The following is a 22,184-nucleotide window of genomic DNA, read 5'->3' as shown; positions in this document are numbered from 1 at the left end:
AGCGATTTACCGATAAAATCTCAAAAATAGACCATTCCAGCATCTTATATATAGATGAAGCAGGAGTTGATAATAGGTTATACCGAGAGTATGGACGTGCTCCAATAGGAAAGAAAATTTATGCAGATATTCCAGGAAGAAAACGAGAGAGAATCAGTATAATAGGCGGGTGGATTGGAAAGAGATTTATTGCACCAATGACTTTCAAAGGTGGGTGTGACAAAGAGGTATTCAATACATGGTTAGAGAAGATGTTATTACCTAAATTGCCACATGGTACTACAATAGTTATGGACAATGCCACATTCCATAAAACTCCCAAAACAAAGGAGTTAATAGATAATGCTAGATGCCGTTTGCTCTATCTACCAACATATTCACCAGATTTGAACCCTATAGAGCATTGTTGGAATACCATCAAAAGCCGCCTCAGACCTTTAATGCATAAATATACAGACTTACAACTTTTGGTTGGTAATACCATAATGGAAATTTATCATTCATTTTAGAAAATACTATAGTATATTGGGAGCTACAGCTCTATTATCTGTTTGTTGTTTTTTAATTTTAAACTTTCTTCTCAGTATAGCCCTGATGTCATTTTTCTGCATAATACTTTGCACCGTTTTCAAATTGCAACTTTTACCCAAAGCCTTCAATTCAGCATGAATTTTAGGAGCTCCATATCTACATTTAGAAACTTGATATATTTTTTGAATAGCTTCGAGTAGCTCTTTATTTGCTGATTCTCTACTGCTTATTTTTCTTGTGGTCCACTTATAGTAGCCACTAGCAGAAAATCCTACATAATTCCTGTACTTTATAGCAGTTACTATATAAAAAAATATTTTACTCTTTTTGACTGGCCAGGGCTTTTTTTTAAATGTCTCTTTCCCTTGTTACTCTTGCTTTGTAAATCAAACCTCTCTTTGTCGTAAGGAGCCATGTTACCTCTACCTGGAAATGCATCTGCTGCCGACTTTTTTTCGTTGTGTTTCTTTATCCATTTTCCTAATACACTATCCCTTATTCCTAGATCTCTTGCTACTTTTGCAACTGGTTGACCTACCTTTCTTTGTTCATTTGCCAGTTTAACAGCTTCCAATTTGAATTCTGCTGTATATTCTCTTACCATTTCTAATCCTCCAAAATTTTATTTTACCCAAAAAAACTCTTTTCTTTCTCTCCACTTTTTCTGGGTAAGGTCAGTTTACTGGCCTCTCCATGAGTGAGATTGAAAAATTAAGTGTGAACGGTTACCTTGGATGACAGAAAAGAGTGTTGGAAGGAGGCAATATTAAAAACTTAATTTCAGTCCAGCCAAGAACACATAACCAGAGTTGTTATTTTCTATTTTAGGCTCTTTTGTACTAAACTTTACAATATCGAAATAGTATGAAGTACCTAAAAAAAGAGAATTTTCAAGACTTAAAGCATATGATGTTAACTCGTTTGTACCTTCGCCTGCAATATCCCTACCACTACTAAAATATGTTAAGCTCGATTTGTAAGAATCAGAACGGTAAGCGATACCTGCATTCATATAATACGTATTATTTGTTTCAGGATTACGCTTCTCACCAGATTTACCACCATTACCATACGAAAAAATGCAATCAAGATCGAACAATTTTAGCTTCAAACCAAAATTCCAGTGTAGTAATTGATTGCGGCATTCATAATTTTTAGAAGTCCAATCTGAGCAATCAGTTAAATTTTCTCTTGCAAATTCACCAGTTAAGGCAGTAGTAAAACCTATATCATCTGACAAGCTGTTTTTATAGGAAAGGCCAGCAGCAATTAAATTGCTGTACTGTAAGTTATTTTTTCCTGGAACATAACTGAATCCGAGTTGAAAGTTATAGATTTCAGGGGAGATGTAGTTAATTGATGATTGTTTTAACCCTAGTTCGAGTTCATTATAATCGCTATAAATATTGGGCTTGACCCAGAACACCTTGTCTTGATCATATCCAGGGTCACCATCCTTTTTATGATCACCGCGCAAATTTGCATAGTTTGTCCAATGACCATTTACTCCTCCAGCAGGTGCATAAATTTTTGAAGTGTTAATTAACATGCTCTGACTAACTAAACTTCTTTTACCATATTCAATTGATCCAAGTTCCTGGTTTTTTATGATAAAATACCATTCCTCCATGTCTAACTTTTCTATGTCTAACGCTTTTAGGTTTGCAATACCAGAAACCCCTGCCTTAACATTAACCCCCATTTGAGTATTTGGATAAACTTGCTGTAAATAAAGAAAGCGCAAGTATGAATAACTTGAAGTTTTATCCTTAGGCTTAGCATTGAAAGAATCTCTGTTGAAGGCGTAGCCGAATCTCAAATCTATTTTTCCGTCTAGTTCTGCATAAAATATTTCCTTATCCAAAATTGTTTTAGAGCTAGCACTATTCTGCAAAAACAATGATGAAAGCAGTGCTACCAGGTAGTACTTTAACTTCATAAATAAACTAAAATCTTTATAAAAATTTAAGTTTAAACTCAATATAAATAAAAAACAACTTTTCAGAAGGCACCGCTGGTAGATTTTGCTGCCTGTTTTTGAGCTATATTCCCATAAATTATTGATACACTTGGTAATTTTTGCATTAATAACTGCTTATTAATGGCAGAATGTATACGATTAATTATTTTAGATGTACTTTTTACATCGCAGTTAATCAAAACAAAAAGCACTTTATTCTCATCAATATACCCTAGAAAATCATCACTACGGCAATTTTTATAAAAATGTTCTATGATAACTTTCAGTGCATTATTTGTCTCACTACAGCTACTATTTAAGCCAATCACTCCTATAGCTGCATTAATTTGATGTTGAAAGGCAAAATTTAATATAACGTATAACTCTAGAATAGTGGACTCATTGCCCGGTATATCGAATAAGTCATGGTTTTTATATTTTTTACCCATTAGATATTTATCTCTAAAGATTCCTAGTTTATGGGACAAACTGATATCACGTATTAATAGCTCATAATTTATTTTATTACTGGCAAATTGTGCAGTGCGGAAAACTTTTACTTTTGTCCTGATATCTTCTCCTTTAGCATCAGTTAAGGAAAAATCTATCACTTTAGGTAATATATCAAGTAAATCGTGCCCATTTTCGGTATACTCTAAATAATTCTTCATGTCGTCAGCTGCTCTTGCACTTAAAATATTGATTAACGGCTTATTAAGTAAATTCCCTTCCTCGTATTTTAACAAATTCCTTGCGGCTTGATTGAGCCCTAAAATTAACACGTTTTTTTTCTTATTATCCTGACAAACAGATACCACAGCATCATCTTTTCTTCTTGCAGTTATGAAATCATCCATACTTTCATTCTATACAGCGTATTTATAAGTATAATAAGATTATATTAAGATTTACTTACTTATTAATATGCTTGATTGGGTATAGGTAAAATGTCATATGGGATGGCTTTGTTGTAGAAGAATCAAGATTACTGTTTATAGACTTCAAGTTACTGCAAAAAATATTTTAAAACATAGTGATATCTTGACTTTACCTAGTTAATATTCCAAATTATAAAAAAACAGATAGTTCTATGACGACAAGTCTATTACAAGGCAAAAAGGGATTAATAACCGGAATAATAAATAAGAGATCAATAGCATACGGTATAGCAAAAACTCTCTCAGAGCACGGAGCAGAACTTGCAATCACCTACCAGAATGAAATAATAAAAGAAAAACTATCACCAATAGCAGATGAACTAAATGTGGAGCTAATATTACACTGCGACGTTTCAAATGAAAAAATCATAGATAACGCTTTCGAAATAATAGAGAAAAAATGGGGTACTCTTGACTTTTTGGTGCATGGAATAGCATTCTCCGATAAAAATGAGTTAGATGGTAAATATGTCAATACTTCACTGGATAACTTCCTCAATGCAATGCATATATCGTGCTATTCTTTTACTGCTTTAGTGCAAAGGGCTGAAAAAATGATGTCAAATGGTGGTAGTTTACTTACTTTATCTTATTATGGCGCTGAAAAAGTTATGCCAAATTATAACGTTATGGGTTTATGTAAAGCAGCACTTGAAGCAAGTGTAAAATATATAGCATGTGATCTCGGGCCACAAAATATCAGAGTAAATGCAATTTCCGCTGGTCCAATCAGAACTTTAGCATCTTCTGGAATAAGCGATTTTCACTTCATATCAGAATGGAATAGAAATAATTCTCCGCTCAGACGCAATGTTACAATAGAGGATGTTGGCAAGGCAGCGCTATACTTATTAAGCGATTTAAGTAGTGGCACTACTGGAGAAATTTTGCACGTCGATTCAGGATATAACGTTGTGGGAATGAAGGTGGTTGACTGAGATCTAAATCCTTAATTCAAAGCGCTAGTTCCTTCGGGTTCATACACAACTCTATCAGGAGTTTTGTGACTGTGATTGCAGAAAACATCGAACATAAAATTCCTATTGATAAAGTGACAGAAAAGCCTCTAATTGCTCCGCTGCCAATAATGAACATTATTCCTGCAGCAATTAATGTAGTGATATTTGAATCCAGTATTGTCTTTATAGCGTTTTTAAACCCTTCTTCAATAGCACGTTCCACTCTCTTGCCAGATTTTATTTCCTCACGAATTCGCTCAAATATTAAAACATTTGCATCCACCGCCATACCGACAGTGAGTGCAATACCGGCAATTCCAGGTAAAGTTAGAGTTGCTTCAAGCAGAGTGAGAATTGATAATATAAGAACTACATTAGAAAAAAGTGCAACAGAGGCCAATACACCTAATTTGCCGTAAGTGATGATTATAAATAAAGCCACGGCTATAATAGAGATTGTTGCTGCCATTTCCCCTGCCTTTATTGATTCTTCTCCAAGACTTGGGCCAATGTTTTTTTCTTCAATTATTTTAAGTGGTGCTGGCAGTGCTCCAGATTTTAAAAGTATTGCAAGTTCGCTTGCTTGTTTTTCAGTGAAATTACCGCTAATTTCTCCCTCTCCATTTAAAATTGGCTCACGTATTGTAGGTACTGTTAAGACTGTGTTATCCAGAACAATTGCAAAAGGTTTTCCCACATTTTCTTTAGTGATTTTCGCGAATCTTTTACTCGCTATGCTGTCAAATTTAAAATGCACTGTCGGTTTACCTAAATTGCCGAATCTAACTGATGCGTTAACCAGCGAATCGCCACCTATTTCAGTTTTGCGGAATATTGGATAAGAATTACCTAAAGAATCCTTGAGCATGACAGTGGTTTCATGGTCTATATCCTGCACCTTGGCTATGTTAGTGTTTGCCAAATGAAAAGCTAGCTTAGCAGTTTTGCCAAGCAGAGATTTTATCTGCTTGGTATCTTCTACTCCAGGCACCTGCACTAATATTTTATTCTGCCCTTGTTTTTGAACGCTGACTTCCTTTGTGCCAAGTTTGTCCAAACGGCACTGGACATTGTTTATTGATTCTGCAGCTACTTCACTGATCAAAGAATTTTTATAATGGGGTTTATACGAAATGAGAATTGAAGAATCTTTTCTATTTAGCTCTAAATTTGGATTTATCGCATTAATCAACACAGATGCTTTTTTATAATCATCAATATTATTTAAAGTTATAACGCTATTTTGTACGTTAGATTCAATATTTTTTGTTAGCAATGTCTCTTTTATTTCGTTAGCTAGCATGCTTAGCTTTTCCTTAAAATAGAAGTCTAAGTCTATGTTTAAAAGCAAAGATGCCCCTCCTTTCAGGTCAAGGCCTAAGTTTATTCTTTTTTTCGAAATAAAAAGCTTATTATCAAAGAAATTTGGCAGTGTTATGTATAAAGCAAATAAACAGATGCATAATACTGAAAAAGATTTGACTATAAGTCTGTTATACATAAGTTGTAGGTTTAAAATTGTAATAATTGATTGTAAGTTAAAAATAGATTTTTGTAAAATTCTCTATTTGACCTTACCCAGAAAAAGTAGAGAGAAAGTTAAGACGTTTTTATCATGAGAATAAATTGTGCAGGAATGCAATAGTTAATAGTAGAATGTCTACGTTATTTGTTATAAAAGATTTCTATGTATTCAAATATGGCAGTTCTGGTTTGTTGAGCGAGAAGTATCAATAAGCAGCTCCCTTTTAAGTGAACTTTTCTGCAACAGAGTTATCGTAACAACAGCCCTTATGGCTCATGCTGGAAATGATGTTTTTTGTATTCAATAGAAATTGGTAATTTTGAGAGGTATACTGTGACCCTTGATCGCTATGTAACAGCAGATTTTTATCGGGCTTGCGTTTATCAACGGCCATCAATAAAGAATCTATAACTAATTATCATGTTACTCATTAACCACCATGCGTGAATATAGGTCAATTATTGCCGCCAACAACCTTCTTTAGTTTTTATGTAGGTAATCCCAAACTTTATTTGGCTGATCAGTAGTAAAATTTTGATCCAATGTGTTCGGAGCCACAACTCGGTTGCTTATTTGCTGTTTTTTATTTTTGAACCTTCGTCTAAGCTTGGCTTTAATGCCATTTTCTTGCATAACACTTTGTACTGTTTTAATTTTTGCCTAAAGCTTTTAATTCAGCGTGAATTTTAGGGGCTCCATATCTGCATTTAGAAGCTTGATGTATTTTTTGAATATCTGCTAGAAGCCCTTCTTTTGCTAATTCTTTACTGCTTTTTTCCTTAGCAACCAATACCACCAGTACAAAACCCTACATAGTTCCTGTGTTTTATAGCAATTTCTATATAAAAGAATACTTTACTCTTTTTCTTTGCCCAGGGCTTTTTTTAAGATGTCTCTTTCTCTTGTTAGTTCTTTTTTTAGATCAAATCTTTCTTTGTCATAAGGAGCCTTTGCCTGGAAATGCGTATGCTCCAGACATTTTTCCATCATATTTTCTTACTTAACATACTGCCATCTATACCTAGATCTTTTGCTATTTTTGTACTTGCTTGACCTGTTTCTTTAACCAGCTTAACAGCTTCTAATTTGAATTCTGCTGTATATTCTCTTCTATTTGTCATATTTTGAAAAAACGTTTTATTTTACTCCAAAAACGTTTTAACTTTCTCTCTACTTTTTCTGGGTAAGGTCAATTTACCGCCGCGGCGCTAACTAGTAGCGGGATGACGGGTTACCAAATTGTAGAAGTTGCTTTAGCTATAAATTCAAGTTTTATCAATGTCTTGTGTTGTTACCCAAATAATGGTTGTGCAAGCGCTTAATTTTTTGATCAAAAAGGAACAAGTTTAGTAAAAAATAATGATATTATTAGTGGAACATAAAACAGTCCCACTGCAGTACTGATTAGAAGCAACAGAGTAGCTTTATCTGGTTGATAATTCAAAATATTAGCAAGTATTATACTGGACCCAGAAACTGGAATAATAGCCAGCAACATCAGTGCTTTATATATGCTCTCATCGTATATACCTATAACATGCTTGTCTAAAAGGACAATTCCTAAAACAAACAGTGGCCAGAATACGTACTTTGCTGTAATAGTGATCAAAGCAAGCTTCCAATCTATTTTAAAGCTTGCAATATTCGCAATGCTCACTCCAAGTAGCACCATTCCTAATGTGACAAATGTACTTCTAATGTTCATCATAACATCTGTTAAAAAAGTAGGTATTTGTATATCGTATATACTTAAAAAGAAGCCCAGAACCATCGCATAAAGCGAAGGAAGTTTGAACAACTTTAATATGCATTCTTTTGCGGTATAAATACCATTTGCAGCTATGTAAAATCCTAAGCTGTTTTCAAATAGCGCCATTCCTATATAACAAACAACATATACAGATACTGAATCTTCATCAAATAAAGCCATGGCAATCGGCAGGCCAAAATAACCCATACTTGTGCTGCCCGAGCTAAATGCTAATATGTTTCTTGTGTTATCCTTAAATAAAAAAGAAGAAAGATAATACACTGATAAGGACATAGTGCTACCTATAAACCATATCAAAATCGGCAGAGAAATTACTTTTAAGTTAACTTCTGTATGAGAGACTCCATATAAAATCACTATTGGATTAGCTATATAAAAAAGTATTTGAGATATAGTGTTTCTATCAATTTTAAGATATTTTCCTGCTAAGTAACCAATAAATATTGTAATATAAATAGGTAATATTTTGAGAAAAAGAGTAAGGAACATACTAGCCTATTGTAATATTTTTGATTGATAAAGTGACATTAGATCTTAAGGTGTTGTAAAAGTAAACAAAATTTATTTTCCAATTTATCCAGCTCATAGTTAATTACATTAGTGCCAAAATTCGTTTTTATATAGGACTTAAGAATGACATTTTTATGATAAAATTATGTTAAGTTTCTATAAAGCTTCTTGCATATTTTTAAATAATGACATATTTACTAAAAATTAAACTGCTTGTAGTAATTTAGACGAACTGTTGAAAAAGTAAGAGGAAATAAGTAAAGTTAGGGCAGAGAGGTAAGAGCTTTAACATAGTTGTCATATTTTTCTTTAATTAACCCTAGTGTCCAATTTATCCACCATTCCTTCACATGAGGTGTTTCTAACCATTTTAATAACAGTAAAAAATGTTTTCTTTCAACGCTTTAAATGTGATATTTTTATTCATTAATTAAAAATCTCAAATGTTACTACCATTTCTGTTAATCCTGTCTCTAATTGCTAAGTTCATTGAAATTGACATTTCCGTACCTAGAGGTTGTCCGGAAATAAGTAAAAGGCTATAATATCTGAAATTTTAGTACGGGGTAAAGATGAGAAAAAAGTATCCAACAGATCTAAGCGAAAGGGAATGGGCAAGAATAGAAAAACACTTCAGAGTATCATACAAGAAAGGAGGAAGGCCGCCAAAGTATAGCAAAAGAGAAATATTAGAAGCAATTTTCTATGTATTGCGTACAGGGTGTCAATGGCGGTATTTACCAAATGATTTTCCGCTATGGAAGACTGTGTATGAGCAGTTCAGGCAATGGAAGAAGCAGGGAATTTTTGAGAAAATGAATTATGAAATTACAAAATATAGTAGAAGAAAAATAGGAAGGAATGAGCAGCCGAGTGCCTGTATAGTAGATAGTCAATCTGTAAAGACTACAGAAAAGGGAGGATCAAAGGCTATGATGGAAGTAAAAAAGTAAAGGGTAGAAAAAGGCATATAATTACAGACACTCAGGGTTTTATACTAGGTTGTTACGTAGGCGCTGCTAACGAAAATGATAGAGATGGTATTAAAATAGCATTAAACAATATGAGAACAAAATATACTAAAGTTAAAAAAATGTGGGCTGACATGGGATACCAAGGAAGAAATTTAAAGAATCACATAAAGGAAGAATATGACATAGATATTGAAATTGTTAAAAGGCCTCCATGTAGATTTTGGGTGCACAAAGATACGCCACCTGAGCTACTACCAACAAGAGAACAAGGGTTTAAAGTACAGCCAAGAAGATGGGTTGTAGAAAGGACTTTTGCTTGGGTTAATAGGAATAGAAGGCTATCGAAGGAGTATGATTTACTCACAACATCCACTGAGAATTTCATATACCTAGCTATGAGTAGGGTTATGTTAAAGAGGGAATATGCTTGAATTTACTAGTTTCCGGACAACCTCTTACTGCCAGCACTTTCAAGTCCTGGATTTTCTGATAGAATGTCACTTGTTATAACTGGAATTTCTAATTCATCTGCAACGTTATTACTTCTTTTTCGTATTATAAAAGTTCCAGGAGTTTGGCACATTTCATCCCACAAATCTTGACGTTCATGGCAGGAATATTTTTGCACATCAATAGAAAATTGCAGAATATTTCTAATTTGCATTAAACTGAATATTAGATCAATATTCTTTTGACGTTTATTGTCTTTTGGATCTTTAGTGTATTCATCATACACTATGCAAGCAGTCTGAACTAATCCATTTACAATACCTGGAAGACGGCTGTTATATTCACGTAAAGCTTCAGATTGCAATAATTTGTTTTCCTTTTCCAGATCTTCTATGCGCTTTTCTATGCTAGATTTAAAATCTTACACTCCTCTTGAAAAATTACGTTAATTGCACCCTCTTCTGTGTATAAGTAACATACTTCCTTGACTAAGGAGTAATCTTCTTGGCCTATTGAGTAGTGTGTTGCATTTTTCAGTATATTCTGTATGACCGGCCTAATCACTTGCTCATTATGTGATACGTTTTGATGGATTTCTTTAGTGTAAAAAAGCACCTCGACTATAACGTCTGTGTTTGTGTATTCAACATTAGACAATGCAATGAGGATTGATTCGTGTATGTTATCAAATTCGTTATTTTTAAATTTTTGATTGAGATAGCCGATAACATCATTGCTGCATTTAGCACATTTTTCACACAAGTGCTCGATAAATGCAATATTACCAGCATCCAATGCAGTTTTCAGAATTAAATCATAAATTTCTTTTCTGCCACGAGCTCCTATGTTTTTCAGGATTTGTTGCCCTAGTATTGTAATAACTTTATCATCCGCAAATGCTTGTTCATATACATCGTAAATGGCATGATCTGCACTATTAGTGTATCGTTTGCACAGGTATTCAATGACAGATGTGTGTTCCTGGCTTATCGCAGTTTCTAATAAAGTAACAAAACTCTTTTTTAATAACTCTTCTGTTGAGGCTTTTTTAGTTAGCTTATTAATATATCTTTCAAATGCACCCAGCACTATCGTGATGAATTCTTCATTTTTGATCAGAGACGCTGTTTCAAGCACACCATACAAAGAATCAGGATTACTTGTTTTTAACACCTGTCCAAAATCTCTTAAAACGTATTCGACAAAAACTGCATTTAATAATTCTTGCTCTTTTCTTAATGCTATAACTGAGAAAAAACCAATCTTATTAGGTTCGACAAGTTGTAATTCTTGCTCTTTTCTTAATGCTATAACTGAGAAAAAACCAATCTTATTAGGTTCGACAAGTTGTATAGTTTGATCTTTTAATCTTCCATAAACTCCATCGGTACCATGGAATTTTTCTATAAAAGCTTCAATATATTTTTGATTACCAACAAGGAGAGGTAAAAGACTTAAGTTTTCTTCAGCAAAAAGAAAATCCTGATATTGCTCTACTAGCTTGTCATTAGCTGCAATTGCCAATAGTACCAATTCTTTTACTGAATAATCATACTTGAAACCCTCTTGATCAAATTTATATTGTGATAGTACATTTGAATATATATGTTGATGGTTGCTTCCGTTTTGTAACTCCAAATTAAGTTGATTTGAACAGAAATCTTTGAGATTTTCATTATCCAGCGTAATAGACCTGCCTTCATAATCTTCAATATTTTGTACAACCTTGTCTAATTCTTCACAATTATCTTCTTGTATAGCTTGATTTAAGATATTTATAATCTCAGCAAAAGTTAAGTTTTTAGGAATGATACCATATGAATCTTCATCTTTTAACTCTACAGTAAACGACCTATCACAACCATCAGGAAAGTTTGCAAGTATTGCATTCTCTAAACTTAGATCTTCAGGGGGTGTGCTACATGGAGTAGCTGGTATCTCTTGACTTTCGCTATCTAAAACTTCAAACTCTTCTTCAATACCTGAATCTTCAGAATCTGGTTTTTCAAAACCATGCCAACTTTTGATTAATCTTTCAGAATTTGATTGGCCCTGTGAAGTTGTATCTTGTGATACAAAGTCTCTAAAATTGGAACCAAACATGTTTTACCTCCTAACTAGCAGCTAAGCTGAGTATAGCATTAAACAGAAATCTTGCCAAGCAAATTATTCAGTCTCTTAGCAAAGCTGCTCGCGTCATCCATCTCTTCGCCTTCCACGATGCAAGCTTGGTAAAATAATAAATGAATCATGTCTTCCAATGTTGGGTTTTCACCACTTTCAGCATAAGATTTCATTATACTCTTTATTACAGGATGCTTAGTGTTAATTTCAAGCACCTTTGGCGTGCGGTAATTTAGCTGCTTTTGTTCACGCAAAAAACGCTCCATGCGAAGATCCATAGCACCTTCATCAACCGCTAGGCATACGGGACTATCAGTCAATTTTTTGGAAATTTTTACGCTTTTTACTGAATCTCCAAGCACTGTGGTAAAATATTGCAGTATAGTTTCCTCAGTTTTTTCTCCATTCGATTTATTTTCTTCATCTGTCTTATCTTCTTCTGAAGAGAATTTTTCCAAATCAACATCTGCACGGGTTACAGACTTGATTTTCTGATCTTTGTATTCATGAATTACACTAGTCCAAAAGTCATCAACTGGATCAACAAATAGGAGCACTTCTAGTCCTTTACTGACGAATCCCTCAAGTTGCGGACTGTTTTTCACTGAATCGAGGCTATTTCCGGTGAGATAATAGATATGCTCCTGCTCAGGCTTCATTCTGCTTATATAGTCATCAATGCTGACTAATTTCTCATCACCAGTACTATGAAATCTGCAAATTGAGAGTAGTGCTTCTCTCTCATCAGTTGGCATAGCTTCGCAAAGACCTTCCTTTAAAACTGCACCAAAATTGGTCCAGAATTTTGTATATTCCTCTAAATTCTCTTTTGCTTTTTTACCGAGCTCTGATATCACACGCTTAGTGAGAGATTTTCTGATCTGCTCAACAACACGATTATTCTGCAGCGTTTCTCTGCTGATATTAAGAGGCAAGTCCGGTGAATCAACCACGCCTTTCAGAAAACGCAAGTATTGTGGTATAATCTGTACGTTATCTTCAGTGATAAATACTTTATTTACATATAACTTCACAGAGCAACGTCTATCTGGATGGAATAAATCAAAAGGTTTTATAGAAGGAACATAAAGCAAATTTGTATATTCTATTGCACCTTCATTTTTATTATGCAATATCATCCAGGGCTCCCCGCCAACGTGAGCAACACTGCGAAAAAAATCGTTGTGCTCCTCTTGAGTAACGTCATTTTTTGGCTTAGTCCAAATTGCAGCCTTACTGTTTAACTTTTCACTTTTTCCTTCTTCGTCTATAAATTCAACAGGAAAATTTATGTGATCAGAGTAAGTAGTGACAATATTTTCAACACGAAATTTATCTAAAAACTCGTTTTCTTCAGGATGCATAATGAGCGTAATTTTGGTTCCGCGAGGGACTTGATTATCTGACTTGCTGATTGAATATTCCCCATCTCCTTTGGATTGCCAGATCCAAGACTCCTCTTCTCCAGCTTTTCTCGATTCTACTATTACTTCTGATGCAACCATAAAGCTTGAGTAAAAACCAACACCAAACTTCCCAATCAGCTCCACAGTTTGGCTTGAATCCTTGCTATTCTTAATCGCATCCAAGAACTTTTGCGTACCAGAGCTTGCAATTGTACCAAGATTGTCTATTAAATCCTGTCTATTCATTCCAATGCCATTATCAGTGATATATAGCTCGTTCTTATCTTTATTGGAGCTGATAGTGATTTTTAATTCGTCACTCAAATCTAGCAAATTAGGGTTTAGTTGAGATTCATAGCGCAACTTATCACATGCATCTGATGCATTTGATATTAATTCACGCAGAAAAATGTCTTTATTGGTGTAAAGTGAATGAATCACTATATTCAGTACTTTCCCTACCTCAGCGTCAAATTTTAAATTTTCAGTTTCTTGTACATTATGCATTTTGAGCTCCATTATTTGCCTACTACCCTAATAATTTAAGTATTGAATCACGATCTTTCAAGGTCACGTACACCAAAATTAATGTGGGTGTAGTTATTATGACACCCAATTTATGGGATCTCTTGCATAACAAACTTTTGGCAGCGCATTGGATGAAACGAAAAACTTCCTTGACACCCTTCGCCAGCCCCCTTATCATGAAACTGAAGCTATTTATTTATCTTCGCAATCTCTGCAGTGGATTAATGACAAAAAAACTTAATGTATTTGGCGTAAATCATGCTTAATTTTTTGCACTATGTGCACCTCATGTCTTTATCAAATTTCTAGCTACACAAGCTGAAATACGCTATTTAAAACATCAAAAAACGCCAACTTAAAAAATGGATAGTGAATAATTAGCTACCCTAGGGTTTCTTTGCCTTTTTTTCTGTTTAGTAAATTTCTCAACGTTTATAATTTAGATTAGTTGCGGCTTAAAAGCGGCTGAGTCACGGTTATTAAGCGTTTAGAATAAAAAAACGCCATACTTGAAAGTATAATGTAAGTAACTAGCCAACCATCGGGCTTTTTTTGCCTTTTTTTTCGCTTGGTAAATTTTTTAATACTTAGATTAGTTGCAATTTAAGAGACCAGAAATGGTCAGTGCTTGGCACTGGAATAACGTCCTCCTTTGTTATCCCAGTGCCCAGACACTGGGATCCAGGAAACTTAATTGCAAGTAATGCATTGGATTTGGTGAGTATGGGTTTTATGTTATAGAATGAAACACTTTTGGTGAATTTATAAAGAAAGCTGGATCCCAGTGTCAAGCACTGGGATGACAAGGTATAAACCTTATCGTCATGCCGCCGCGAACCGTCATACCGCGATTCATTCGCGGTATCTCAGCCGCTAACAAGAGATCCCGCTAACACGTAGCGGGATGACGGTTGTTGTTTAGCTATAAATATTAAGAAATTTACCAAACGAAAAAAAAGGCAAAAGAAGCCCTGGGGTTATTATCCGCTTTAAAATATTGGCGTTTTTTATGTTTTAAACGCTTGACAAGCGAGATTCAGCCGCTTTTAATTGCAACTAACTTACGCTGCAAATGTTTAAGAAATTTACTAAGCAGAAAAAAAGACAAAGAATCCCCGAGTTAGCTAGTCTTTTACTATCTCTGTCGAGTATTGGCATTTTTTGATGTCTTGTAACGCTTTATAAGCGCGTTCAGCTTATTTAGATAAAAATCTAGATGTAGATGAAGTTTTGTAAAGACATACAGTATCTATATACTGCAAAAAATTGAACATAAGACGCCGATACATTAAGTAATCCTTACCTTTTAATCTGCAGATTGGCGAAAGCAAATACAATAGCTTCAGTTTCATGATAAGGGGGCTGGCGGAGTTTGTCAAGCAAGTTTTTTCGTTTCTATTCCCAATAAAAGTTTGTTATATGGTTATGCAAGAAGTCTAATGAATCGCGGTATGACGTCTTAGCTATAGATGCTGGTTTGTGTGATTTCAAGAGAAGTTTAGTAGATAAGTTGTGTTTTAAACCAGATTCGGTATTTTAAACTGAACATTTTCAGTAATACCACCTGGCATAACTGAAATTTTTACACTCAGGTTTACTTTTAGGTAGTCTATTAATTCATCAACTAATATGTCAGGAGCGGAAGCACCTGCGGTGATTCCTATCTTTTCTACGCCCTGAAACCAGCTTTTATTCACACAGCTGTAATTATCAATCAAGTAGGCTCTTTTTCCTCTGGCAGTGCACAGATCTAATAAGCGGTTTGAATTTGAGCTATTTTTACTTCCTACAACTAATACCATGTCTACAATTTCAGCTAGCTTTTTAACAGCATTTTGTCTGTTTTGCGTTGCATAGCATATGTCCTTTAAATCTGGACCTGTTATGCCTGGAAACCTTAATTTCAAGGCAGCAATAATGTCACGGGTATCGTCGATGCTTAACGTAGTTTGTGTAACATAAGACAAATTATCTGGATCTTTAACCTTTAAATCATATACATCCTGCAAAGTTTGCACTAAAGTGATAGGATTGTTTACTCTTCCCCTAATTCCCTTAACTTCTGGATGGTTTTCATGCCCAATGAGAATTAATTCTTTACCACTGTTTTCATACCTTTTTGCTTCTTTATGCACTTTGTTGACTAAAGGACATGTTGCATCAATCACTTGAATACCCTTTCTTTTTGCCTCATCTTCTATATTTTTTGATACTCCGTGCGCGCTGAAGATCAGTATTCCTTCATTATCTTCAATTTCCTCGATACTGCTTACAAAAACCACTCCTTGTTTCTTAAAGTCCTCTACTATATATTTATTGTGAACAATTTCGTGTAGCACATAAACTTGGCGCTCGTTTTTGTATTTTTCTAAAGTAATAGCTAATATGTCCACAGCTCTTTTTACCCCGGCACAAAAACCTCGCGGCTCAGCTAAGATAATTTCCATTTTTGTCAAATCAAGTAAATATGCAAGCATTACTTAAAAATAAGCTCCGCTCACTGTGTTTTATAGTACCATTATTTATATTTTATATAATAATTATTTTTCGCATATTCTCTTTAACATTTGATCAACCTACTACTTCAGAAAATTTTAGAAAAGATAATATAGTACATAAACAACCTGATATTTTAGATAGAAATGGAGTGGTAATAGCAACAAATGTGCCCACAACATCACTATATATAGATGCAACCAAAGTAAAGAATCCGGAAAGTATAGCAGCACAACTGTGTTCTACTTTGCATGACCTCGAATACAAGAACTTATATAGAGTACTTACTTCAGAAAAGAAATTTGCTTGGATAAAGCGGCACTTGACTCCAAAAGAATTACTAGCGATCAAAAACGCTGGTGTACCAGGAGTAAATTTTTATGACGACATAAAGCGTATATATCCTCACAGTAATTTATTTTCACACGTGCTTGGTTACACTGACATAGATGGCAACGGTATTGCAGGAGTTGAGGCATATATAAGTAAAAATAATGAGCAAGAAAAGCCCATAATACTATCCTTAGATACACGAGTGCAAAGCATAGTGCATGAAGAGCTAACTAAAGCTGTAAGCAGATATCAGGCACTTGGCGGAGTAGGAATTGTTTTAAATGTGAGAAATAGTGAAGTTATCTCGATGGTCAGCCTACCTGATTTTAATCCCAACTTACAGAATAAGGCAGAAGACGTACAAAAGTTTAATCGCGCCAGTCTTGGGGTATATGAGATGGGGTCGGTATTAAAATACTTTACAATAGCCGCAGCGCTTGATGCGAACGCTACAAAAACTAGCGATTTATATGACGTATCAACACCAATCACCATTGGAAAGTATAAAATTCAGGATTTTCATAAATCTAAAATTCCAAAAATTACTGTGCAAGATATATTTGTAAAATCATCCAACATTGGTGCAGCAAAAATTGCAGTCAAACTAGGTATTGAAAAACAGGTAGAATACTTTAAAGCTATGAAGCTATTTTCTCCTTTGAAAATAGAAATACCAGAAAAATCCACACCGATAATCCCGGATAAATGGAGTGAAAACACTTTAATAACAGCATCTTATGGTTATGGCATAGCTGTAACTCCTATACATCTTGCACAAACTGCAGCAGCATTAATCAACAATGGGATATTTCATAACGCAACCTTGATGTTGAATAAAAGAAGTATAGGAGAGCAAATTATCTCAAGAAGAACTTCCAGGGAAATGAGAAAATTATTACGTGCAGCAGTAACAGATGGCACTGGCAGAAAAGCAAAAATAAAGGCATATTCAATAGGAGGAAAAACTGGATCGGCGGAAAAAGTTGTAGATGGTAAATATAGCAAAGATGCAAACATAGCATCATTTATAGGAGTGCTAACTATGCTTGACCCAAGGTACATAGTGCTAATTGCTATTGATGAGCCTCAAGGGATGCACCATACCGGGGGAATAATTGCTGCGCCTATAGTAAAGAACATTATAAATAGAATAGCGCCTATACTAAATGTTACACCTGAGATGTAAAATTATGATTGCTTTACTACAACTTCAAATTTATCATCACCAAAATCCTTATTAATATACCAAGAACCATCATCTTTAGTTACAAATTCAAGACCTTTAAGGTCTTTTTTTATTGTCTTTCCATTTTGACCATCAATAGCGATATTAATATCGAATGTAATAATGTCTAGATTTATCATAGCTTCTTTCCCGCTGCACGAATTTAGACTGAACTTGCCTAACATGACATCATTAAAACTCACTTCCCCTGTATAGACATCACACTGACCGTCCACACAACACGTAGTTTCAATATAGAAAAGGTCTGACATATAAAACACCTTACGTTTATAAAAAAAGAGCTAAAGCCCTACGCCATACCGTTATAGTCAGTAAACCTAGAGCACTTTAGCTATAATACAGCTAAGAATGTAAAATTCAACAGTTAATTGTGTAAGGAAGTCTAAATTACTATATCTTAGAGGAATGGCTGTTTAGTTTTTTTGTTAATCTTTTTTACCATGCTGTCAATCATATGCTTTATCCCTTGATATACAGAGTATGTACTTTCGTCGCTACGCATATAAGCAGAACAGGAAAATACATTATGTTCTTCGTCTTCTATTGATAACTCTGTATCGCATTTTATGTGCTCGCCGCCAAGCCTTTCTATCAACTGTTCTCTGTCATCTCCTATAGTTACCTTAACCTTACTTTCTTCTTTACCTATCTTGCTACTTAAAATTGAAACAATGATGGCTGGAGATATGCATATCGCTCCTATTGGCTTTTTTGTAACAAAAAATTCTGAAACTAATCTTTCAAATTCAGGCATTACTGTCACCATGTCTTTACTTTCAGCTAAGTCAGATAAATTTTTCGCAACCCCGTATCCACCAGGTACAACTAGCATGTCAAAATTTTCAGCTTTGGCTTCTTTTAAGTCATATATTTCGCCTCTTGCGATTCTTGCTGCTTCCACAAGTACATTCCTTTTTTCTTTTGTTGCCTCTTTTGTTCTATGATTCATAACTTGTGTGATATTGATATCAGGTGCAAAGCATTTAACATCCACTTCCTGCTGATCAAGCACAAGCAAACTTAAAACCGCTTCTCTTACCTCTACACCGTCAAGGTGACCACACCCTGATAAGACCACAGCAGCTTTTAATTTTTTTTCACCCATAAAGTACCTTGATTTCATATAATCTAGATATTTTAATACAAATTCTATATTTGGAAAGGGGTATGTTATATCAATTATAATATAATTAATGATTAGTATGTATAATTAGGCATATTTATAATCAACGAAGCTGAATATGGAATCTAGCAATAGTATGTTTTTTGACACTGAGAGGTTGTCCGGAAACTAGTAAATTCAAGCATATTCCCTCTTTAACATAACCCTACTCATAGCTAGGTATATGAAATTCTCAGTGGATGTTGTGAGTAAATCATACTCCTTCGATAGCCTTCTATTCCTATTAACCCAAGCAAAAGTCCTTTCTACAACCCATCTTCTTGGCTGTACTTTAAACCCTTGTTCTCTTGTTGGTAGTAGCTCAGGTGGCGTATCTTTGTGCACCCAAAATCTACATGGAGGCCTTTTAACAATTTCAATATCTATGTCATATTCTTCCTTTATGTGATTCTTTAAATTTCTTCCTTGGTATCCCATGTCAGCCCACATTTTTTTAACTTTAGTATATTTTGTTCTCATATTGTTTAATGCTATTTTAATACCATCTCTATCATTTTCGTTAGCAGCGCCTACGTAACAACCTAGTATAAAACCCTGAGTGTCTGTAATTATATGCCTTTTTCTACCCTTTACTTTTTTACTTCCATCATAGCCTTTGATCCTCCCTTTTCTGTAGTCTTTACAGATTGACTATCTACTATACAGGCACTCGGCTGCTCATTCCTTCCTATTTTTCTTCTACTATATTTTGTAATTTCATAATTCATTTTCTCAAAAATTCCCTGCTTCTTCCATTGCCTGAACTGCTCATACACAGTCTTCCATAGCGGAAAATCATTTGGTAAATACCGCCATTGACACCCTGTACGCAATACATAGAAAATTGCTTCTAATATTTCTCTTTTGCTATACTTTGGCGGCCTTCCTCCTTTCTTGTATGATACTCTGAAGTGTTTTTCTATTCTTGCCCATTCCCTTTCGCTTAGATCTGTTGGATACTTTTTTCTCATCTTTACCCCGTACTAAAATTTCAGATATTATAGCCTTTTACTTATTTCCGGACAACCTCTAAGTAGAGCATTTATTGCAGTAGCAGCTTTTGCCGGTTGTTTGCCTAAACTAATAAAGGCATTTACTAAACTACTTGTTTCCTTAATATCAAGACCAAACTGTTTTGCACTACCACCAACTATAGCTAATGCTTTAACCATATCTCCTGCTTTAGCAGCGCTATTATCTGAAAGGTGATTTATAATATTACCTACCCTTTCCATGCCTTCTACTTCAATTCCATAAACATTAGCAAGTTTAGCTATGGAATCACCTGCTTCTTCTGCAGACATATCGAATGCTGTAGACATTTTAGCTACTGTTTCTGTGAATGAAAGCAGTTTCTCTTTTTTAATACCAAGTTGTCCACCACTTGCAGCTATTTGTGCTAACTCTGCAGCCGATAATGGTATTGTACGGGATAATTCCTTTAATTTCTGGCCAAATTCCACGGCTCCTTGGTTATGGGCTGCATCATCCTCAGCGAATCTCACTACTTTTTTAACATCAGCCATGGCAGATTCAAAGTCAATTGCAACTTTAATTGGCGCTGCAAGTGAAAGCCCTAGCCCTATAGTCTCCATTACTTGTGATCTATAATGCGCCTTTTTTGCCAAGGCATTTTGCTGTTTTTGTATCACAGATCCTAGTTTACTGTATTTCCCTTTTAGTACTTCAATAGATGAACCAAGTTTAGTTTGATCCCTCACTAAGGATTTAATATCTTTTCCACTTTTCCTTACTTCTTCATTTAATGTGTGAAGTGCATCTCTCTTTTTAATATAAGCCTCTTTTGCCTTTGATGCCGATGCTTTCAATTTTTCAAATTCATTTTTTAGTGCTTTGCTTGGTTCTTTTTTTTCCTTCTTTTCTTTAGCAATTGCTGCGGCTGATTCTTTCGCTTTCTTCTCCGCTTCTTTCCAATTCTTCATGGCTTCAAGGGCATCATGATTTAATTGCTTAAATTTGGAGACTGATTTCATTGACGAATCAAGCTGCCTTATACTATCACCCAGCTTAGAAAGCTTAGCTGTACTACCTATCATTGCGCTATTAAAGCTACCATCTAATGCAGCACCTATCTTTATTGAAAGCATTGACATTTCTTTGTTACTCCTTCACTTACTTCTAACCATTTTAGAAATTCTTTTATACCCATATTAATAATCTGCTCAATTCCACTTCCTGTTATTGAACTAAGCTTTAAGACATTGAATCTTAAGTCCTCTGTTCTAAAGGCGACAAAAAATCCCTGAGTACCTTTTGTATTTTTACGTAGTCTTTGATAAGTAATTTCTCTATTACCTCCCTTGGCATAGATGTCAGGTCAGCAGCTAAAGCTACTTCTTTTCTGGCTTCACCTTCTACACATTCAATAGCCAGCAGATCTCCCACTGTAGGCTCACGCATAGGTAATTCTGAAACAGAAATACCATCAACTGTTATTGGATTATCAAGTTTTACTGTTGTCATGTTTCCCCCTAAAAGTTAATTAAATAAAAGTCCTCATGGCTTTTACATAACTAATTTTTTTACTTGAATTGCAGAAGTTGTGTTTTATTGAAGTGACCACACCTTTTCTAAACTTTTTCAACAAAAAAGTGAAAATATATTTAGTGTATATTAAGTATCTTTTTAGCCTTCTTGTAAATGGTATCTCTATGTCCTATTGTAACTATGGTTACTTCATACTTTAAAGTTTCTGCATAATATAGAACACGATAATCGCCAACTCTTAGTCCTTTATACCCTTTAAGGCTATGGTCTAGCGCTTTACCAAGATTAATAGGGTCAACTGTAAGCCGCTCGTTTATTGCTTTTATAACCCTTTTCCTTACTGTTTTCGGAAGACTTGGAAGATCTTTCTCGAGAACATTGTCTAGGAAGATAATAGTGTATCCCAATCTACATCCTCACTTTTAGTCTTTTTTGCACCTTCAATATCATACTCGTCAGCAACTGCAGACAAAAAAATGTCTTCCTCTTCAAGCTCAACCGCTTCTCTGATTAGCCTTTCTGCTAATTCTTGAGCAGGCTGCTTAGTGAGCTTGGCCAGTTCAGCAAGATGCTGTGAAGTTTCTTTGCTAAGAGCTACATTAGTTCCCAAGTTTGCCATATACTTTACCAGAATCCACCACTGTAATTTTATAATGTTTTTCTAAACTTTTCAATAAAAAAGGTGTTCAACATATATACTTTATATTTTAACATTTTTATGTAATTTTGTCAACTAGAGGTTGTCCGGAAATAAGTAAAAGGC

General features: G+C 34.6%; 24 protein-coding genes and 2 pseudogenes. 4 read left to right on the top strand and 22 right to left on the bottom strand.

The window, feature by feature from the left end; all coding sequences use genetic code 11:
- The first annotated feature begins 17 nt into the window (after positions 1–17).
- Positions 18–509: an IS630 family transposase gene (locus AAGD62_RS02330; protein ID WP_155968340.1), complete on the top strand. Its 492-nt coding sequence runs from the start codon at positions 18–20 to the stop codon at positions 507–509.
- A gap of 6 nt (positions 510–515) precedes the next feature.
- Here AAGD62_RS02330 and AAGD62_RS02325 read toward each other — a convergent pair whose 3' ends face one another.
- From AAGD62_RS02325 to AAGD62_RS02310, 4 genes are all read right to left on the bottom strand, one after another.
- On the bottom strand, positions 516–710 hold the full coding sequence (locus tag AAGD62_RS02325) for an IS3 family transposase (protein WP_341812774.1): 195 nt from the start codon (positions 708–710) through the stop codon (positions 516–518).
- A 122-nt stretch (positions 711–832) separates the two neighbouring features.
- Positions 833–1,135 (bottom strand): transposase, encoded by a 303-nt coding sequence (locus AAGD62_RS02320; protein ID WP_213863658.1) that lies wholly within the window; start codon positions 1,133–1,135, stop codon positions 833–835.
- A gap of 162 nt (positions 1,136–1,297) precedes the next feature.
- A complete protein-coding gene (locus AAGD62_RS02315) occupies positions 1,298–2,470 on the bottom strand; it encodes a porin (protein ID WP_155969591.1) in 1,173 nt (390 codons plus the stop codon).
- A gap of 62 nt (positions 2,471–2,532) precedes the next feature.
- Positions 2,533–3,348: a hypothetical protein gene (locus AAGD62_RS02310; RefSeq protein WP_065095129.1), complete on the bottom strand. Its 816-nt coding sequence runs from the start codon at positions 3,346–3,348 to the stop codon at positions 2,533–2,535.
- Between the two features lie 233 nt (positions 3,349–3,581).
- Here AAGD62_RS02310 and AAGD62_RS02305 point away from each other — a divergent pair, with 233 nt between their 5' ends.
- Complete coding sequence (locus AAGD62_RS02305) at positions 3,582–4,367, top strand: enoyl-ACP reductase (protein WP_341812760.1); 786 nt, start codon at positions 3,582–3,584, stop codon at positions 4,365–4,367.
- Positions 4,368–4,383: 16 nt separating this feature from the next.
- Here AAGD62_RS02305 and secD read toward each other — a convergent pair whose 3' ends face one another.
- The 6 genes from secD to AAGD62_RS02280 all read right to left on the bottom strand — a co-directional run bounded on the left by secD (position 4,384) and on the right by AAGD62_RS02280 (position 8,173).
- The gene (secD, locus tag AAGD62_RS02300; RefSeq protein WP_155968978.1) at positions 4,384–5,889 is read right to left on the bottom strand and encodes a protein translocase subunit SecD; all 1,506 of its coding nucleotides are present in this window, start codon (positions 5,887–5,889) and stop codon (positions 4,384–4,386) included.
- A gap of 247 nt (positions 5,890–6,136) precedes the next feature.
- Entirely contained in the window at positions 6,137–6,307 is a 171-nt protein-coding gene (locus tag AAGD62_RS06850; protein ID WP_080717647.1) for a DDE-type integrase/transposase/recombinase, read from the bottom strand.
- A 255-nt stretch (positions 6,308–6,562) separates the two neighbouring features.
- A complete protein-coding gene (locus AAGD62_RS02295; RefSeq protein WP_160142645.1) occupies positions 6,563–6,703 on the bottom strand; it encodes an IS3 family transposase in 141 nt (46 codons plus the stop codon).
- 65 nt (positions 6,704–6,768) lie between these two features.
- Entirely contained in the window at positions 6,769–6,903 is a 135-nt protein-coding gene (locus tag AAGD62_RS02290; RefSeq protein WP_259349141.1) for a hypothetical protein, read from the bottom strand.
- Positions 6,900–7,034: an IS3 family transposase gene (locus AAGD62_RS02285; RefSeq protein ID WP_007548354.1), complete on the bottom strand. Its 135-nt coding sequence runs from the start codon at positions 7,032–7,034 to the stop codon at positions 6,900–6,902. Before AAGD62_RS02285 ends, AAGD62_RS02290 begins: the two co-directional genes overlap by 4 nt.
- Positions 7,035–7,243: 209 nt before the next feature.
- Positions 7,244–8,173, bottom strand: a complete 930-nt coding sequence (locus AAGD62_RS02280; protein ID WP_006279391.1) for an AEC family transporter — start codon at positions 8,171–8,173, stop codon at positions 7,244–7,246.
- A 593-nt stretch (positions 8,174–8,766) separates the two neighbouring features.
- Between AAGD62_RS02280 and AAGD62_RS02275 the strand changes: the two genes are divergently transcribed.
- Positions 8,767–9,599 (top strand): IS5-like element ISWpi1 family transposase gene (locus AAGD62_RS02275; protein ID WP_094189578.1). Its coding sequence is split into 2 segments (ribosomal slippage): positions 8,767–9,136 and positions 9,136–9,599, totalling 834 coding nucleotides; the frame shifts between segments, so codons are not numbered across the junction.
- Positions 9,600–9,604: 5 nt separating this feature from the next.
- Here the strand turns inward: AAGD62_RS02275 and AAGD62_RS02270 are convergent.
- From AAGD62_RS02270 to ispH, 5 genes are all read right to left on the bottom strand, one after another.
- Positions 9,605–9,982: a hypothetical protein gene (locus tag AAGD62_RS02270; protein ID WP_341812759.1), complete on the bottom strand. Its 378-nt coding sequence runs from the start codon at positions 9,980–9,982 to the stop codon at positions 9,605–9,607.
- 38 nt (positions 9,983–10,020) lie between these two features.
- Complete coding sequence (locus AAGD62_RS02265; protein ID WP_341812758.1) at positions 10,021–11,721, bottom strand: hypothetical protein; 1,701 nt, start codon at positions 11,719–11,721, stop codon at positions 10,021–10,023.
- Positions 11,722–11,759: 38 nt separating this feature from the next.
- A complete protein-coding gene (htpG, locus tag AAGD62_RS02260; RefSeq protein ID WP_155969111.1) occupies positions 11,760–13,655 on the bottom strand; it encodes a molecular chaperone HtpG in 1,896 nt (631 codons plus the stop codon).
- Positions 13,656–14,263: 608 nt separating this feature from the next.
- Positions 14,264–14,467 carry a hypothetical protein gene (locus tag AAGD62_RS02255; protein WP_231115829.1) on the bottom strand — a complete coding sequence of 68 codons (204 nt, stop codon included), beginning with the start codon at positions 14,465–14,467 and terminating at the stop codon, positions 14,264–14,266.
- A gap of 726 nt (positions 14,468–15,193) precedes the next feature.
- Entirely contained in the window at positions 15,194–16,123 is a 930-nt protein-coding gene (gene ispH / locus AAGD62_RS02250; protein ID WP_010963148.1) for a 4-hydroxy-3-methylbut-2-enyl diphosphate reductase, read from the bottom strand.
- Positions 16,124–16,143: 20 nt separating this feature from the next.
- Between ispH and AAGD62_RS02245 the strand changes: the two genes are divergently transcribed.
- Entirely contained in the window at positions 16,144–17,691 is a 1,548-nt protein-coding gene (locus tag AAGD62_RS02245) for a peptidoglycan D,D-transpeptidase FtsI family protein (protein WP_155969114.1), read from the top strand.
- Positions 17,692–17,693: 2 nt separating this feature from the next.
- On the opposite strand, the gene AAGD62_RS02240 is transcribed toward AAGD62_RS02245, so the two are convergent.
- The 7 genes and pseudogenes from AAGD62_RS02240 to AAGD62_RS02210 all read right to left on the bottom strand — a co-directional run bounded on the left by AAGD62_RS02240 (position 17,694) and on the right by AAGD62_RS02210 (position 22,040).
- Positions 17,694–18,002 carry a hypothetical protein gene (locus AAGD62_RS02240; protein ID WP_010081942.1) on the bottom strand — a complete coding sequence of 103 codons (309 nt, stop codon included), beginning with the start codon at positions 18,000–18,002 and terminating at the stop codon, positions 17,694–17,696.
- A gap of 146 nt (positions 18,003–18,148) precedes the next feature.
- Positions 18,149–18,856 (bottom strand): isoprenoid biosynthesis glyoxalase ElbB, encoded by a 708-nt coding sequence (gene elbB, locus AAGD62_RS02235; protein ID WP_039963711.1) that lies wholly within the window; start codon positions 18,854–18,856, stop codon positions 18,149–18,151.
- A 195-nt stretch (positions 18,857–19,051) separates the two neighbouring features.
- Positions 19,052–19,884: pseudogene (locus AAGD62_RS02230) on the bottom strand (IS5 family transposase).
- 60 nt (positions 19,885–19,944) lie between these two features.
- Positions 19,945–21,027, bottom strand: a pseudogene (locus AAGD62_RS02225) (phage tail tape measure protein); the annotation flags it as partial.
- 115 nt (positions 21,028–21,142) lie between these two features.
- A complete protein-coding gene (locus AAGD62_RS02220; protein WP_341812757.1) occupies positions 21,143–21,397 on the bottom strand; it encodes a phage tail assembly protein in 255 nt (84 codons plus the stop codon).
- Positions 21,398–21,537: 140 nt separating this feature from the next.
- Positions 21,538–21,828, bottom strand: coding sequence for a type II toxin-antitoxin system RelE family toxin (locus tag AAGD62_RS02215; protein WP_155969103.1), 291 nt, complete (start codon positions 21,826–21,828; stop codon positions 21,538–21,540).
- Entirely contained in the window at positions 21,804–22,040 is a 237-nt protein-coding gene (locus AAGD62_RS02210; protein WP_155969101.1) for a hypothetical protein, read from the bottom strand. The genes AAGD62_RS02215 and AAGD62_RS02210 overlap by 25 nt, the downstream gene beginning before the upstream one ends.
- Positions 22,041–22,184: the final 144 nt, after the last annotated feature.

It is taken from the genome of Wolbachia endosymbiont (group A) of Eristalinus aeneus, from assembly GCF_964026915.1.
Classification (GTDB): domain Bacteria; phylum Pseudomonadota; class Alphaproteobacteria; order Rickettsiales; family Anaplasmataceae; genus Wolbachia; species Wolbachia pipientis.
Note: the sequence above shows the minus strand (reverse complement) of the source record. Positions and strands in the feature narration are given on the sequence as shown.